This is a genomic window from Bartonella sp. F02, from assembly GCF_026929975.1.
Taxonomy (GTDB): Bacteria; Pseudomonadota; Alphaproteobacteria; order Rhizobiales; family Rhizobiaceae; genus Bartonella.
This window is the reverse complement of record NZ_JANHOK010000007.1, coordinates 26817-40844: the sequence shown is the minus strand read 5'-3', so window position 1 is coordinate 40844 and position 14028 is coordinate 26817. Positions and strand designations below refer to the sequence as shown.

21 protein-coding genes and 1 pseudogene are annotated in these 14028 nt (G+C 36.9%); 10 read left to right on the top strand and 12 right to left on the bottom strand.

Going from position 1 to position 14028, the window contains the following annotated elements:
• The first annotated feature begins 183 nt into the window (after positions 1 to 183).
• Both NPY00_RS05935 and NPY00_RS05930 read left to right on the top strand, forming a co-directional pair.
• Positions 184 to 438, top strand: coding sequence for a type II toxin-antitoxin system RelB/DinJ family antitoxin (locus tag NPY00_RS05935; RefSeq protein ID WP_269021157.1), 255 nt, complete (start codon positions 184 to 186; stop codon positions 436 to 438).
• Positions 428 to 721 (top strand): type II toxin-antitoxin system RelE family toxin, encoded by a 294-nt coding sequence (locus NPY00_RS05930; protein WP_269021156.1) that lies wholly within the window; start codon positions 428 to 430, stop codon positions 719 to 721. The genes NPY00_RS05935 and NPY00_RS05930 overlap by 11 nt, the downstream gene beginning before the upstream one ends.
• Positions 722 to 780: 59 nt before the next feature.
• On the opposite strand, the pseudogene NPY00_RS06320 reads toward NPY00_RS05930, so the two are convergent.
• From NPY00_RS06320 to NPY00_RS05920, 3 genes and pseudogenes are all read right to left on the bottom strand, one after another.
• Positions 781 to 855, bottom strand: a pseudogene (locus NPY00_RS06320) (hypothetical protein); the annotation flags it as partial.
• 164 nt (positions 856 to 1019) lie between these two features.
• A complete protein-coding gene (locus tag NPY00_RS05925) occupies positions 1020 to 1187 on the bottom strand; it encodes a nucleotide-binding protein (RefSeq protein ID WP_269021155.1) in 168 nt (55 codons plus the stop codon).
• Positions 1187 to 1537 carry a TraK family protein gene (locus NPY00_RS05920; RefSeq protein ID WP_269021154.1) on the bottom strand — a complete coding sequence of 117 codons (351 nt, stop codon included), beginning with the start codon at positions 1535 to 1537 and terminating at the stop codon, positions 1187 to 1189. Before NPY00_RS05920 ends, NPY00_RS05925 begins: the two co-directional genes overlap by 1 nt.
• 420 nt (positions 1538 to 1957) lie before the next feature.
• Between NPY00_RS05920 and traJ the strand changes: the two genes are divergently transcribed.
• The 5 genes from traJ to NPY00_RS05895 all read left to right on the top strand — a co-directional run bounded on the left by traJ (position 1958) and on the right by NPY00_RS05895 (position 4132).
• On the top strand, positions 1958 to 2326 hold the full coding sequence (traJ, locus tag NPY00_RS05915) for a conjugal transfer transcriptional regulator TraJ (RefSeq protein ID WP_442864037.1): 369 nt from the start codon (positions 1958 to 1960) through the stop codon (positions 2324 to 2326).
• Positions 2275 to 2553: a type IV secretory system conjugative DNA transfer family protein gene (locus NPY00_RS05910; RefSeq protein WP_442864036.1), complete on the top strand. Its 279-nt coding sequence runs from the start codon at positions 2275 to 2277 to the stop codon at positions 2551 to 2553. Before traJ ends, NPY00_RS05910 begins: the two co-directional genes overlap by 52 nt.
• A complete protein-coding gene (gene traF, locus NPY00_RS05905) occupies positions 2550 to 3086 on the top strand; it encodes a conjugative transfer signal peptidase TraF (RefSeq protein ID WP_269021153.1) in 537 nt (178 codons plus the stop codon). Before NPY00_RS05910 ends, traF begins: the two co-directional genes overlap by 4 nt.
• An 82-nt stretch (positions 3087 to 3168) precedes the next feature.
• Positions 3169 to 3384: a hypothetical protein gene (locus NPY00_RS05900; RefSeq protein WP_269021152.1), complete on the top strand. Its 216-nt coding sequence runs from the start codon at positions 3169 to 3171 to the stop codon at positions 3382 to 3384.
• Positions 3377 to 4132, top strand: coding sequence for an ArdC-like ssDNA-binding domain-containing protein (locus tag NPY00_RS05895; RefSeq protein ID WP_269021151.1), 756 nt, complete (start codon positions 3377 to 3379; stop codon positions 4130 to 4132). Before NPY00_RS05900 ends, NPY00_RS05895 begins: the two co-directional genes overlap by 8 nt.
• Here the strand turns inward: NPY00_RS05895 and NPY00_RS05890 are convergent.
• The gene (locus NPY00_RS05890; protein ID WP_269021150.1) at positions 4024 to 4299 is read right to left on the bottom strand and encodes a hypothetical protein; all 276 of its coding nucleotides are present in this window, start codon (positions 4297 to 4299) and stop codon (positions 4024 to 4026) included. The two genes, NPY00_RS05895 and NPY00_RS05890, sit on opposite strands and share 109 nt — an antisense overlap.
• 337 nt (positions 4300 to 4636) lie before the next feature.
• On the opposite strand from NPY00_RS05890, the gene NPY00_RS05885 reads away from it, so the two are divergent.
• Together NPY00_RS05885 and NPY00_RS05880 are read left to right on the top strand one after the other, a co-directional pair.
• A complete protein-coding gene (locus tag NPY00_RS05885; RefSeq protein ID WP_269021149.1) occupies positions 4637 to 5269 on the top strand; it encodes a recombinase family protein in 633 nt (210 codons plus the stop codon).
• A gap of 396 nt (positions 5270 to 5665) precedes the next feature.
• Entirely contained in the window at positions 5666 to 6775 is a 1110-nt protein-coding gene (locus NPY00_RS05880) for a Fic family protein (RefSeq protein ID WP_269021148.1), read from the top strand.
• 499 nt (positions 6776 to 7274) lie between these two features.
• On the opposite strand, the gene NPY00_RS05875 is transcribed toward NPY00_RS05880, so the two are convergent.
• From NPY00_RS05875 to NPY00_RS05840, 8 genes are all read right to left on the bottom strand, one after another.
• Positions 7275 to 7649 (bottom strand): HipA N-terminal domain-containing protein, encoded by a 375-nt coding sequence (locus NPY00_RS05875; protein ID WP_269021159.1) that lies wholly within the window; start codon positions 7647 to 7649, stop codon positions 7275 to 7277.
• Between the two features lie 71 nt (positions 7650 to 7720).
• Positions 7721 to 7936, bottom strand: coding sequence for a type II toxin-antitoxin system Y4mF family antitoxin (locus NPY00_RS05870; protein ID WP_269021147.1), 216 nt, complete (start codon positions 7934 to 7936; stop codon positions 7721 to 7723).
• Positions 7937 to 8197: 261 nt separating this feature from the next.
• On the bottom strand, positions 8198 to 9316 hold the full coding sequence (locus NPY00_RS05865) for a phosphoribosyltransferase (RefSeq protein ID WP_269021146.1): 1119 nt from the start codon (positions 9314 to 9316) through the stop codon (positions 8198 to 8200).
• A gap of 45 nt (positions 9317 to 9361) precedes the next feature.
• Positions 9362 to 9535 carry a hypothetical protein gene (locus NPY00_RS05860; RefSeq protein ID WP_269021145.1) on the bottom strand — a complete coding sequence of 58 codons (174 nt, stop codon included), beginning with the start codon at positions 9533 to 9535 and terminating at the stop codon, positions 9362 to 9364.
• A gap of 103 nt (positions 9536 to 9638) precedes the next feature.
• Positions 9639 to 10928, bottom strand: a complete 1290-nt coding sequence (gene repC / locus NPY00_RS05855) for a replication initiation protein RepC (protein ID WP_269021144.1) — start codon at positions 10926 to 10928, stop codon at positions 9639 to 9641.
• A 317-nt stretch (positions 10929 to 11245) separates the two neighbouring features.
• Positions 11246 to 11638, bottom strand: a complete 393-nt coding sequence (locus NPY00_RS05850; protein ID WP_269021143.1) for a hypothetical protein — start codon at positions 11636 to 11638, stop codon at positions 11246 to 11248.
• Entirely contained in the window at positions 11638 to 12318 is a 681-nt protein-coding gene (locus NPY00_RS05845) for a ParA family protein (protein WP_269021141.1), read from the bottom strand. Before NPY00_RS05845 ends, NPY00_RS05850 begins: the two co-directional genes overlap by 1 nt.
• Before the next feature lie 143 nt (positions 12319 to 12461).
• Positions 12462 to 13469, bottom strand: a complete 1008-nt coding sequence (locus NPY00_RS05840) for a transcriptional repressor gene korB (RefSeq protein ID WP_269021140.1) — start codon at positions 13467 to 13469, stop codon at positions 12462 to 12464.
• Between the two features lie 145 nt (positions 13470 to 13614).
• Here NPY00_RS05840 and NPY00_RS05835 point away from each other — a divergent pair, with 145 nt between their 5' ends.
• Positions 13615 to 13998, top strand: coding sequence for a helix-turn-helix domain-containing protein (locus NPY00_RS05835; RefSeq protein ID WP_269021139.1), 384 nt, complete (start codon positions 13615 to 13617; stop codon positions 13996 to 13998).
• Positions 13999 to 14028 lie beyond the last annotated feature (30 nt).

Below are 14028 nucleotides of genomic sequence, written 5' to 3'. Positions count from 1 at the left end.
TGGAGCAAGAGATCCAGCGTCGGAAAAAAGAGAGAGAAAGAATGCGGATTGCAAATTCGAAATTAGCCAGTGATTGGGATGCTATATTTAACAGTATAATGTAAAGAAAAAATACTATATTGCATTACAAATGTAATTACGATATATTGAATTGCGTAATTACACTATAAAGGAAAAATAGAGATGAGCACAATACAAATTAGGGTTGATGAAAATTTGAAAAGGGATGCTTATCAAGCATTTGAAAAATTGAATCTATCACCATCTGATGCTTTACGTTTGTTTTTACGTTATGTTGCAGAAAATAAAAAATTACCTTTTTCAGAAGTTTCTATTATGTTAAGCAATAACGATGAAGATAGTGATATTTTAGAAATTGTTCGTCACCGCCTTAAAAATCCAGCAAAGCGTGTTAAAGTTGATCTCAATGATCTTTAATATTGAGTTTGATGAACGGGCACTAGATGAATGGAAAAAGATAGATAAAACTATTCGAGAACAGTTTAAAAAGAAGTTACAGAAATTACAAAATAATCCATATATTAAATCTGCACGCTTACATGGTGATTTAGCCAGTTGTTATAAAATAAAGCTGCGTTCTGCTGGTTTTCGTTTAATTTATCAAGTAATAGATGAAGAAATCGTGATTTTGGTTATTGCTGTTGGTAAACGTGAAGATAAAAAAGTTTATGAATTAGCAAGTGCTCGAATTCAGAAATGAAGCTTTATTAATTTATAGTTATTTGAAACATTCTTCTCCGTTTAAAAACATAGGATGTTTTATAAGACTGCCCACAGAATTAGACCTGCGGCAATAATTGCCATGCAGCTGGCTAGCATATTCATCGTTGCTACACGTTTTGCGTCTTAGAGTGGAGACAAGAGAAGGTTAGTCGCTTTTTCAAGTTTGCGCTCTACAGCTTCAACAGCTTTATCAGTTCCTTTTCAGTTGAGGCGATAATTTCGATTAAGGCATCAAAATTACGGGTATTAATTTCGTCACCATCCATAATATTAATTCATTGGACATTGAGAGCTTTGTATCCTTCAAATGTTGCATTGACCGGATCCGTATCAATGCAAAGTGGCATATGTTTTTTACTTGCTTTGTATTGTGCAAGTATTGCGGCAATCATGGATTTTCCAACACCACCTTTTCCTTGCAAAATCATATGAACTTTAGCCATTAAATTAAATCCTCTTTTTTCGGAGTAGCATTAAATACAAAGCCACTAACATTAGGGGAATTATTTTGAGTTGGTTTTCTATCTTTTTTTATCTTTTCTGATGGATTCAATGGTTCCATGTTCTTGATATACTGACCAACATATTTAAGAAAGGTTTCATATCTGCATGGAATTTTTCCTGACTCATGCATATGCTCCCATATTGTTTTTAGTGAATATCCCGCATCCATAGCTTCTTTCACATCAGCTTTTACTGCCAAGAATGCAACTAAACTTTTACCTTTCCTTATTCTGGATGTTTCGTGTTCTTTTACCCATTCCGCTAATTGTTCGATGTATTTTTTTGTCATTATTATTAATCCATAGTCAAGTAATTGTACTACAAATGCACAGTTATAATCGATTATACGCAATAATTGCGCAGTTATTGTACATTAAATGCGAATAAATTATGCTTTTACATTATTACTGCACAATAACTGTACATTTACTATATAATATATACGAATAACGATATTTTCAATAGATTGTTTTTTGAGCAGTTGCTGCATTAAAATGAATAATTATTGCTATAAATTAGTAGTAATATTGATATATATAATATATATTTCCTATGGTATCAAAACTGATTATTTTAACGATCAGTTAAGAAGGGCAGGATGGGTGAAGTTAGCTAACTTCACATTTTTTATTCGCACTTAAAGTGCTCAATAAATATCCTGCTCTACGAGATTAACCGACTACCGTTGATAAGATCATGAGGTTGAACAATGAAACAATCCGATGAGCAAATGATCCGTAAACGGCAACAGCATTTGCGAGTTCCTGTTTTTCCAGAGGGAAAAGAGGTAATTGAACGCCAAGCAAGACAAGCGGGAGTGAGTGTAGCGCGTTATTTGCGAGATGTCGGACAAGGTTATCGCATTACTGGAGTGGTTGATTATGAACAAGTTCGTGAGCTAGCACGCATCAATGGTGATCTTGGTCGCCTTGGTGGATTGCTGAAGCTTTGGCTCACCAACGATAAACGAACGGCACAGTTTGGTAAGGAAACTATTCAAGAGTTGTTAGGTCGGTATTTGCAACTATGCTTGGCCAAGTATCCCGCACTATTCAAGAAGTGCAACGTCCATTGCTAACTCTTGATGAATGTTTGCGTATGCCAGGACCTCGTAAGAATGCTGATGGTGGAATCGAACAAACTGGAGATATGGTAATTTATGTTACTGGTTATCCAGCGATTTACGGCAAGCAACTGCTTTATTTTAAAGATCCCGTGTTTCAGGCGCGTGCTGACGTTCAAGCGCCGAAGCAAAGCGATAAATTGCGTATCGTACAAGATGATACGGATATGGTTACAATATGAATCACATTCTTAAACGGTTTACAATTGGTGTAGCTGTTGCTTGTTTCTTGATTTTTGGGCTTGGTGTTATTTTGAGTATTATTGGTATTCGTGTTAATACGACACCCAGTATTCCAGTTGGAATTTACTGGGCAAGCAAAGACCCAATCGAAAAGGGCTCTTATGTTATGTTTTGTCCGCCACCAGTGAGCGTGTTTGCCCTTGCTAAGGAATGGGGTTATATAGCTAGTGGATTTTGCTCTGGTGGTTATGGTTATATGATGAAGAAAGTTGTAGCCGCTAAAGAGGATATTTTAACTGTAACACCAAATGGAATCCTTGTTAATGGGCATCTATTGCCGCATAGCAAGTTATACATAGCCGACGAAAATGGCAGGTCACTACCACGTTATCAAGTCAATAATTATACACTGGACGATTCCGAACTTCTTCTCATGTCAGATATTAATGACCTATCTTTTGATGGTCGCTACTTTGGGCCAATTAATCGCTCTCAGATTAAGACAGTCATTCGTCCGCTTATCACTTGGTAAGTAAGAGAAAATAATACATGAGATTTTTATTACAAAAATTAATTATTGTTAGAACAGCAATATTAACTAGGGGAGTAAAATTATGACAAAACACAACGCCATCAACTTTGATGAAACGATCTCTAATGAACAAAAATATGCTGATGAGGTGCTGAATGAAAAAATGAAAGCACTTATGACACCAGGATTGAAAGTAGAATGTGATCCCGATGAAGCAGAAAGACTTGGAGCGTTTGCTGAGGATGCATTGTCTGAGGAAGATGCTTTTGAAGGAGTTATAGATCTATTGAATGAATGATCGTCTCAATCGCGGGGAAGGGTATGACATGATCAGCAAAAAAGAATTATTTTCAGAAATTGTTGCCAAAAACCTTATTAAACAAATTAAAGCCGGTACAGCGCCATGGCAAATACCATGGAAAGCAGGATCAGTGGGTAGCAATATGCCGATGAATCCCATAACGGGTAATCGTTATAAAGGAGTCAATGCATTACACTTGATGTCGCAGAATCGCGCTGATTCACGCTGGATGACATATAAGCAAGCCAAGACAATAGGCGCTCAGGTTCGTCGAGGTGAGAAAGGCACGTTGATTAAGTATTGGCAATTCAGCAAAGAACAAAACAAGGTTGATGAAAATGGAAATCCCGTGAAGGATTCTCAAGGTATTCAAATTAAAGAAACCTTAAGGCTTTCACGTCCTTTGGTGTTTATTTCTACGGTTTTTAATGCTGAGCAGATTGATGATCTTCCCGCTCTAGAGGTTAAGATTCCAGATTGGAATCCAATTGAACGCGCAGAGAATATTATCAAAAATTCTGGCGTAATCATTCGACATGGAGAAGATAACAAAGCTTTTTATAAATTGGCTACAGATAGTATCTATCTTCCCAATAAAGTCAGTTTGCAGATGCAGCGGGTTATTATGCAACGGTTTTATTTAAGCCAATCTGGACCATATTCTTCATCGGCATTCTTGGTATTAAACCCCATATCACGAATAAATTGTGCTCCACACCTATGTTTAAGAAATAAAAGCGTATGAGCTGGTGGCTCCGTCATAGCTAACCATTCCCACGCTGCTCTCTCGTCACCAACACGATCAGCCGCTTCTGATTCAGAAAGATAAATACACTCTTGATCTAATCCACCTACTCGCAATTCCTCACGTTCATCATCAGTCATATAACTCTTTGGTAATTTATTTTTCATGGTAGTCTCCTTATCTTGGTGTATATTCTTATATTAATTTAAGAACTGAATCTGAGCAATCTTTAACATCTATATAACACACCCTCATCTCAGTAAGATTATCAGTTGATATTACAAGTGTAGTTACATTATGCAGGAAAAATAGAGATGAGCACAATACAAATTAGGGTTTGATGAAAATTTGAAAAGGGATGCTTATCAAGCATTTTTCATGTAAGTTCTAGGTCGTTTTGACCAGTTAAAAAGACTATAGACAAATAGACTTGGCTAATTTTATTTTTAGCTATAAACAACAAAATAGTTCATTTGGGTTACCCAAATTAACTAGGAGAATGTCATGAAGATTGCTAGGGTGTATATGCGTGTTAGCACCGATGAACAGGATTTGACGAGGCAAGCTAGCATTATTGAAGAGGCTAAGGCGGCAGGTTTTTACATCGCTGGCGTTTATCGTGAAAAAGCATCAGGTGCGAGTGCTAATCGACCTGAGCTGTTGCGCTTGATTGCGGATCTGCAACCGGGTGATGTTATTGTTGCTGAAAAAATTGACCGCATTTCGCGTTTGCCGTTACCAGAGGCGGAACGTCTGATTGCCTCAATTCGAGAACGTGGTGGACGGTTATCGGTGCCTGGTGTGATCGATTTATCTGAATTGGCTGCCGATACTGATGGTACTACCAAAATTGTTTTGGAATCTGTTCAAGATATGCTTTTAAAGTTAGCTTTACAGATGGCTCGCGATGATTACGAAGATCGACGAGAAAGGTTACGCCAAGGGATAGAGTTGGCAAAAAAAGCCGGCAAATATACTGGTCGAAAAACCGACTACGCTATGCACGATCGAATTGTGGCCTTACGTACCGCAGGGCACAGTATAAAGAAAACGGCAAAATTAGCTGGATGTAGTGAAAGTCAAGTTAAACGCGTGTGGGCCATGGCTCAACAGAAAAAGACCAATAAACCTACATAATATGTAGTGCAACAAATATCCTCTACTTGTTTTATAAACAATTTAATTATTATCAATAATGATATTATTTTAAATTGTGAGCAAGAAAATTGAAAAAACAGTCAACTTGATGAAATCATCACCAAAAAACATCAAGTTTTCGGATTTATTGGCTGTGTATCCTTATTTCTTTGGAGAGCCACGGAACAACGGTTCAAGTCACTCTATTTTTTAAACGCCATGGCTAGGTGATCCACGCGTAAATATTCAAAAAAACTAAAGCCGTGTAAAGTTCATGAGATAGCTTTGCGGTGAATAGAAACCTTAATCGCCGCATAATATACGGTGAATTATCTTGCTTTGCGGTGAATAACACCTATAATCACCTTAAGTAATGCGGTGATTAAGGTGAAGAATATGTGGATTCATGAACATAAAAACTGGCCAAAGTTTACATGGGATGTGGGAGTGTTTGCCTCCAAATTGGTCGATATACGCCATCGTCAAGGTTTTTTGCTTGGGCGCATGGAAAGGCTTGGCTTTCAACTGAAGCGTGAAGCTAGTCTTAGCACGTTGACGAAAGACATTGTAAAATCCTCAGCTATCGAAGGTGAAAATCTGAATCTCGAAGAAGTCAGATCATCAATTGCTCGCAGGCTTGGAATTGGTAGTGCTGGACGTGTCTCAGCAAGCCGAGATGTTGAAGGCGTCGTTGAAATGATGCTAGATGCCACGCAGCAGTTTTCTAAGCCATTGACAAAAGATCGCTTGTTTAACTGGCATGCCACGCTGTTTCCAACAGGGCGTAATGGTATGCATAAAATCATCGTTGGCGGTTGGCGGACTGTTGAGGCCGGTTCTATGCAAGTTGTTTCCGGCTATACAGGTAAAGAAAAGATTCATTTTGAAGCGCCGAGCGCAGATCGTCTGGAAAAAGAAATGGCGGGATTTCTTACGTGGTTTAACAACGGTAATGACATTGACCCTGTCATTAAGGCAGCTATTGCTCACCTATGGTTTGTAACTATTCACCCCTTTGAAGACGGTAATGGACGAATTGCTAGAGCGATTAGTGATATGGTATTGGCTCGTGCAGATGGTAAAGCAGATCGCTTTTATAGTATGTCATCGCAAATTGAGGCAGAACGCAAACACTATTATAATCAACTTGAAAAACAGCAAAGAGCTACACTTGATATAACAGATTGGCTCGCTTGGTTTTTGGATTGTCTTGGTCGAGCGATTATGAATGCTGAAACGACACTCGGCAAAGTCATGTTCAAGGCACAGCTCTGGGATACCATTAATCAAAAGTCGGTGAATGACCGTCAGCGTTTGATCATTAACCGCATGCTTGAAGATGATTTTGAAGGCTTCATCAATACTTCCAAATACGCCAAGCTGGCTAAGTGTTCAAATGATACAGCTCTCAGAGATATTCAAGATCTAAAAGAGCGAGGGATCTTTATTCAAAATTCCAGCGGTGGACGCAGTACCAGTTACAGGTTACCAGATCAAGAAGGTTAATCACGTTTCCAATGATGGTCAACAGAGATTCTAACTTAAAAAGGGTTAATACAGCGCTATTGATTTAAAACAAACCTTCATACGCCTCAGATGACAGAATGCGAAAAGTTTGGCGTTTGCAGGCTTTTTTGTATGTGTAATTGACAATAGTTACCGAAAATATTTGAGCCACTGGTTGCATTTGTTAGCAACCACCCGTAAAAACCAGTAAATATAATGAAGCGGAAAAATTCTGCAAATAATAAGGGTGTATATTTTATACTTTGAAAATTAAATATAGCTAAATGATTGTTATCGTTATTAAATATATGCAAAAATAATGTAAAATTCAATTACTTTATTAAAAATAAGAATACCAAATCAAAAAAATGTGAGGAGAAGTTTTATATAACTTCATCATGGGTGGAGTTCGTGAAATGACTTTGAAATATTTTCCTTGAAAATAACAGAGTTAAAGCTCATTGTATTTGTGAGATACTTTTTAGTATAATACTATATCTTATAGTATATTATAATATAGTATTATATTTTTATAATGTTCTTTATTCATTTCTATAACACGACACAGAATTTTTTTGAGCTGAGCATCATTAAGAGTTTCTGCATTATTAGTTGGAACATGTGGAATCTGCCCATGCAGATATAGAGCAAGGGCTCCAGCACAATCCCTCCCTATAACTTCAAGTAAAGCGAAAGCATTCTGTTCAGAGAGTCCTAAATAAGCCGCTAAGCGCTCTCTTACAGTTTCATCGGGTAAAAGATCGGAGAAAAAAGATTTGACCAATTGGCCTTCATAAGCTTCAATACGGGGAGGAAGAGAAATAGAAATACCATGTAAATTTTGATTTAAATAATCTGTATTGTAGCAAAATATGAGATTGTCACTGTCCTATTGATGCAATTCACCGACAAATTGAGCTTGTAAGTAAACATCAAATATTCGCGTCACAATTTTTTATCCTTAATTTGAATATCAATGCCTAATGTTGCGAGTACATTGAGGGTTTTTTCAATTTGACACGACTCTTTTCCTCGTTCTAAATCACGAATAAAGCGAACACCAACTCCAGATGTTGCTGCTAGCTGTTCTTGCGTGAGTTTTTGCTGTTTGCGTACATCTCTAACAATAAGCCCTAGTGTTTTCGTTCTACTTTGAATCATAATCATCCCTTTCGGGATTGTTTTATCATTTTATGTGCTTAATACAAGAAAATAAACCCGTACGGGATGTTATTTTCAAATAAAGATAAAACTGTCAAATAGAATGATTAATCCAGTATAGCAAATTATATTGGAAAAGTACCTTTTAGTATAATACTATATCTTATAGTAAAATATATTAGTGTATGTTATTTCAATAATAAAACCTCTGTGGGGCGTCTTATGAAGTTGATAGAAATAATCTCGATACTATTAGCCTTTTTACGAATGTCTGGATAACCCTAATTTTTGACCTCTATTTTTCTCTAAGCTTTGTTTGCGTTTCTTCTGATGATCCAACACTGTTTGACGCCGAATGGCTTCACGCATAGCATCCCAATCACTGGCTAATTTCGGATTTTCAATTCGCATTTTCCGCGTTGCCAATTCCTCTATCTTTGGAGCATACAAACCCATTCCCTTTTTGATTGTATGTACAGCTTCTAGGCGGGTGTGAAGTGTTTGCAAACGTGCTTGTTGTCGAACCTGCTGATCTCGCCACACACGTTTACTACGCGGCATGGAAAATCGACTGGGTTTTTGGATCCGCATCTGTTGTAATTTAGCTTGCTGCTGATCAATAAGATTTTCTAAGCGATCCTCATTACACTTCATCTGTTCATGCTTCGCTTGAACATAAAAAGCAAGGGTTTCTTGATAAGTTTGTTCCAGCGAAGCTGTTTCTAACAATGTTCGCTGTTCACGTTGCAAGCCCTCTGCTGCCGTTTGCAAACGATTACCAACACTGCCGTTTTGGAGAGACTTTATATCTATTTGCCCTCTTTCTCTCTCTCTTTTTTCCGACGCTGGATCTCTTGCTCCATCCAAGCGCCTGCTTCCCGCATCTCTTGCATCATGGATTCGTATTCGGATTGCGTCAACCGTCGGGGCGGCTCTGAAATGTCCTGCTTCTGCTTGTGTGAGTTTTTCGATACCATAGCCAAAAGTCTCCTCTACAAATTTATTCATCATCAAACCATGTTTGTTAGCAATGGCCGCTAACATTTTTGGTTTGATCGCAAGGTCAAGTGAGTTTTCATGTGCAGTCATAACACATGCACCAATAACCTTACCACCACGATTTTCGACATATCCACGCAGCGAGGCAATTGTGCCTCCCATTGTGAGATTATCATCAACAATGAGATACTCTTGTCCAGCTTTTACATTTCCATTAAAAGTCGGATTAAACGCCAAACGATGATCGGAGCCGGTTCCTGTTCGCCCAATCTTTTCGCGTTGACCAATACCTGATTCTACATCCAAACCTAAACGATCTGCAAGAACCTTAGCTATTGCCATAGGAATCTTATTATTGCCAGCACCCTCAACGGCCAACACTGGGAGTATAAGAGGTTTGCGATTGCCTATCTGTTCTTTGAGTTGTTATACTGTATCATTTGTTAGCACCTTCTCTACAAGATCAAGGGCGGATTTTTTATCACCCGACTTAGCGGCTTGGTATTCTGGTTCTTTTTTGAGTGAGCCCAAATCGCCATTTCGGATAACCCTTGGAAAATCATCCCAAGGAGCGCGTTCCCCTCTTCCTATCTTATCCAAATTTTCCCCCTATCCCCGCTTTCATAAACACAATTTACATGCCCAATTGCAGGTACTAAGCCTTTATTTTAAATCCATTTGTTCCATTCTAAATTTAATAGCTTCAATAAGCAAATCTGTTGAGTTCTTTTGGTATTTCCCATTTTTTAAGAACTTCATTTAATTTTGATTTAAACAAAGGCATTCTTTCATCATTTAGTTTGGTTTTATCGTTTTCTACGATGAGTAAATCACTAAATTTTTCTTCAAATTCTTCGTTTAATAAAGCATAAAAAGAACGTTCTAGATACAATTCACCTTTGTTTTCTTTGGCAATCATACCACGCAGATATCCCTCTGGGGATTTGATAAGTTTTTTGCAATATTTTTCAACGATAATGGCAAGAGCAGCTTTTTCAAAACCCATAGTTTGTATGGATTCTTGAATGGCATGAGAAGAAATACCCACCATTTTTGATAAAAACTCCATAGAACCAATTAAATCTCTTTCAGATTGCAGTTTATGTTTAAGAAGCATAGCAGTATTAGGCAATGCCTTTGCTAATAACTCCGGTTTTATTTGCTGCAATGTAGAGTTATTTGAAGATGATGTACCCTTGGTTTTGCCTTTCTCTTCATTTTCATGAGCTTTTTTATTACAATTACATTTATAGTTAAGGGTTGTATGTTCTATATGTATGTCACTGGCGACATGCTTGTATGTCATTTTTGATGTTTTTTGTTTAAAAAAATATCGTAAAATACGCTCAAAAAGACGATTTGCTTTTTGCAATTTTTCAAAAGAAGCTTTGGTCGGCTGACCAATAATATCGATGATTTTTTGCATTCTAGAAAAAAGCATTGATACAAACGGAGTTGTTTCTATTGCTGCGTAAGATGCTTTAATTTGACGCACCAATCCTCTAAAATAATGCAAAGCATCTTTTTGCTTTTTTTGAATTTCCAGTATTTCATCAACTTTCTGTTTTAGCTCGTAATATCGAACAACAAGAATACGTAAATCAATACCACAAGCCATCTCGTTATTATGGCCGCGCATTGAATAGCGTTTAAAATTACCAGAATCGCGCATAACAATAAGACCGCAATCATAAAGACGTGAAAGCAGTCGACTAACACGTCCTTCACTACGACGAATATCATTACCAAGGCAGTAATTGCTTTTGAAAACGATAGGCATTCCACCTTTTTCAAATGAAACTTTTGGGGCTGTGTTCAATAAAGCAAGAAGAAGTTTTCCTTCGGTTTCTTTAATAAAACCAGACATCTCCAACTTTCTAGCCAATCCAATCAACTGACCACGACTTATTGAACCAATCTGAGCACTTTCTGCTAGTTTTCTATATTCTATATGATGTGCAGATATTTGTCTTCCAGATATTTTCTTAACCATAATTTTCAAAACCTCTTTTTAGAGGCAAAAAAAATGTAAAAAATATCCTATTTTACAAAATTCTTCTTGCAGAAGATATCACAATATATTAAATAGATAGCAACTTTTTATCTAAAAAATCTTCCTGAGAAGTTTTAGGATATTTTTTAGGATATTTTTAGAAACCCTTCTGTTAACGCAGTTGGGTTTTTATTTTTTTGCCGTTTATCTCCCTATTTCAGTAGACTCATCACCTTATAAAATAAGTCAACACACAGATTATCTTTAAAAGAAAAAAATTCAATATAGTTAAAATTTAAATTCACGACATTCCGTTTTTATTTATTTTCCTTACATTCAGTATTAAAAAAAGTGGAATTATTATAATGGTGTATTAAAATCTGTAAAACGTCTCCAAGCGTTAAAAGATTTTGTCTGGGCGGTGTCAATTTCTCTGCAAGTGCTCGAAATTCTTCATCGACGTCCGGTCGAATTGCAAGAGTTATACGATTTGTTTTCATACTACGACGCTTAGATCGACCATCAATATAACCAGATTTAGTTAAAATAGGCTCTTTTGAATTTTCAAAAGATGCGTGACGTGTCGTAAAACCACTTTGTTGTGCAATTTTATCGATATCTTGTTTATCGCGTTTAGGAGCTTTTGTTGTAGGTTCTATAGTAGATAAATTATCTAAAGTAGTAAATGTTGGTTTACGCTCTTTTGTCATCACACCACTCCTTCAAGCTTTAATGCTTGTACAATATCAGTGGCAATTTGTTCAGCATTCTCTATGGCAGATTCAATATTTGATACATCTTGTTTATTTAACTGATAAAGAGTACATCCAAAGCCAAATATAGCAGAAAACACAGCGTTATTCATCATTCCATGAGCTAAAACAGGAAGCTTTGTTTCAATGAGTTCTTTGCGTATCTCTTTTTCTTCACGTGTCTGTAGTGCTGAACACTTTGAAAACATAATACGATAAGGAACATCACTTCTTCTTGCTTTTCCCTCGCGTACTATAAAAGAAATAACTTTTGCAGCTTCACGACTGTCAAGTTTTGTTCCCCCCATAGGAATAATAACCATATCAGAACGGCTAATAGCATATGATGCTGTTATATTCGCCGAACTTTCAAGATCAACAATGACAAAACTATGTGTATTTGCTGCTTCATCTATAACATCTATAATAGTGTTCTCATTAACTCCCCCCTGAACATCTATGTTTAATGGATAATTGGGACTGGCATTTTGCCACCATTCATCCGCAATAGGTTGGTTATGATCAGTATCTATTATTTTAACTTTTGAACCATGTTGAGCTAAAACCTGTGAAAGAACAAGTGCTGATGTTGATTTTCCAACCCCCCCTTTTGTGGAGCAAAATACAATCGTTGGCATACGTTAAAATCCCTGCTTATGTCCTGAATATACTAGATATATACAGCATACACTTAACATATATAAGCAGTTATATAACATATGTTTTTTTAATTTATTTTAAAATTCATTTAAAAATTAATAAAAATGCGAAGTAATAATTTTTATCCCTCTATCAATGAAACAAGCTGTACTTCGGTCAAATCAACTTCGAATTCTTGATTGTCATCATCATACTTCAACCAAGCATATCCTTTAGCTACCGGACGACGATTAAGCATAAGTCGGGCAGGGCGCCCATCATGTTCAACTTGAACAATAACCTTTTTCAATTTGTCGTAATCTTGCTTTTCTTGCTTCTTCTCCTTGATATTTGTCCTTAGTCTTTGACTATCTTCACCATCAATGATTTCAGTATCCGTTTTTCCCGTGAAGACATCAATGGTATTGGGATCACGATTGTTATCAGTTTTGTGTAGGTGTTTTTGATCTAGAAATTCGCGCAATATTTTAAATGATCCGCGTGTAAATTCTTGACTGTCATCTGCAAACCAAGCATTAACTTCATCAGGTTCTTTCTTCAATAATTTCACTAGTTCATTAACTATCGTAATATCTCGAACTCTGCCGGAATGGAATGCTTCTGCAATTGGCTTAGGTAAATCCAATAGCGTAGCATATTGGGTAACAAACGCTGGCGATTTACCAATGTTCTTGGCAATATCAGCCTTCTTTACACCCTTTGCTAACTCACGGCCTATAAAATCAGCAATCTCACGAGCTGTTAGTTCATTGCGTTGCAAGTTTTCGATTACTTGGTCTACTTCGTTATAGTCCTGGTCGATAAAAGCAGGGATTGTATCCTTACCAGCTAGTTTTGAAGCCCTCAAGCGACGTGCTCCATGATTGACGATAAAGCGACCCACTTCTTTTGGATGTTTGCGCACAGAAATCGGAGTTTTAACACCACGCAAACGGATTGTTGCCGCTAACTCTTTTAAGCTCTCTCTCGAAAAACCAGGATTATTTTCTGTTCTGGGCTGGTTTGGATCTTCATCAATCAAGTTTAGAGGTATGTTGAGCGGACCATCATCAGTACTCTTGAGAAACAAATTAGGTGTTTGCGACTTCTGTGTAATCGTGCTGTCTTTTTTAGTAGTATTGTCACTCATACAGAAATCTCCCCATTTCTTTTAGTTAATTTAGATATATTCTTGTTTATTAAATCCTAAAGTAGCTATAATTCAATTGAAAAACTATAGAAGAGTTTTTTAATTAGAGGAATAGAATTGCAACAAAGGAACTAGGAATTCGTCCGTGAGAATTGATGAATCAGTATATGTTTTCATTTTTTTAAAAAATGTGCTTCGCATCCTCAAAGAGCGGCGCATGACAAAAACAATGCTCGCAAAAAAATCTGGCATTTCCATAGCGTTTATTTCTGAAATTACAACAGGAAAGGCTAATCCTTCTTTGCATGTAATGGAAGCCATCGCTATTGCTCTTGAAACTCCGCTTTCGCTTCTGCTCGAATCCACCAACCTAGATCAATCGACCCTTGGTGTATTAACTAGAAAGAAACTGCCAGATAATTCTCCGCCTGGTTATGAGCGAGTTTATGTCACATTACCGCAACATCGAGCTTTTCTTGTTAAAAAATGGGGTGAAGAAGCAAAAAAGAAACTACAAGATAAAATTTAACACTAAAGAGGAAAAGTGAGTGATAATTGT

Bases quoted from the DNA above. Each gene is read 5' to 3' on its own strand.
- traF (WP_269021153.1), top strand. From the start codon at position 2,550: ATGAATCACATTCTTAAACGGTTTACAATTGGTGTAGCTGTTGCTTGT.
- NPY00_RS05850 (WP_269021143.1), bottom strand. From the start codon at position 11,638: ATGACAAAAGAGCGTAAACCAACATTTACTACTTTAGATAATTTATCT.
- NPY00_RS05925 (WP_269021155.1), bottom strand. From the start codon at position 1,187: ATGGCTAAAGTTCATATGATTTTGCAAGGAAAAGGTGGTGTTGGAAAA.
- NPY00_RS05890 (WP_269021150.1), bottom strand. From the start codon at position 4,299: ATGAAAAATAAATTACCAAAGAGTTATATGACTGATGATGAACGTGAG.
- traJ (WP_442864037.1), top strand. From the start codon at position 1,958: ATGAAACAATCCGATGAGCAAATGATCCGTAAACGGCAACAGCATTTG.
- NPY00_RS05920 (WP_269021154.1), bottom strand. From the start codon at position 1,537: ATGACAAAAAAATACATCGAACAATTAGCGGAATGGGTAAAAGAACAC.
- NPY00_RS05845 (WP_269021141.1), bottom strand. From the start codon at position 12,318: ATGCCAACGATTGTATTTTGCTCCACAAAAGGGGGGGTTGGAAAATCA.
- NPY00_RS05870 (WP_269021147.1), bottom strand. From the start codon at position 7,936: ATGATTCAAAGTAGAACGAAAACACTAGGGCTTATTGTTAGAGATGTA.
- NPY00_RS05895 (WP_269021151.1), top strand. From the start codon at position 3,377: ATGAATGATCGTCTCAATCGCGGGGAAGGGTATGACATGATCAGCAAA.
- NPY00_RS05900 (WP_269021152.1), top strand. From the start codon at position 3,169: ATGACAAAACACAACGCCATCAACTTTGATGAAACGATCTCTAATGAA.
- NPY00_RS05885 (WP_269021149.1), top strand. From the start codon at position 4,637: ATGAAGATTGCTAGGGTGTATATGCGTGTTAGCACCGATGAACAGGAT.
- NPY00_RS05910 (WP_442864036.1), top strand. From the start codon at position 2,275: ATGCTTGGCCAAGTATCCCGCACTATTCAAGAAGTGCAACGTCCATTG.
- NPY00_RS05880 (WP_269021148.1), top strand. From the start codon at position 5,666: ATGTGGATTCATGAACATAAAAACTGGCCAAAGTTTACATGGGATGTG.
- NPY00_RS05930 (WP_269021156.1), top strand. From the start codon at position 428: ATGATCTTTAATATTGAGTTTGATGAACGGGCACTAGATGAATGGAAA.
- NPY00_RS05840 (WP_269021140.1), bottom strand. From the start codon at position 13,469: ATGAGTGACAATACTACTAAAAAAGACAGCACGATTACACAGAAGTCG.
- NPY00_RS05935 (WP_269021157.1), top strand. From the start codon at position 184: ATGAGCACAATACAAATTAGGGTTGATGAAAATTTGAAAAGGGATGCT.
- repC (WP_269021144.1), bottom strand. From the start codon at position 10,928: ATGGTTAAGAAAATATCTGGAAGACAAATATCTGCACATCATATAGAA.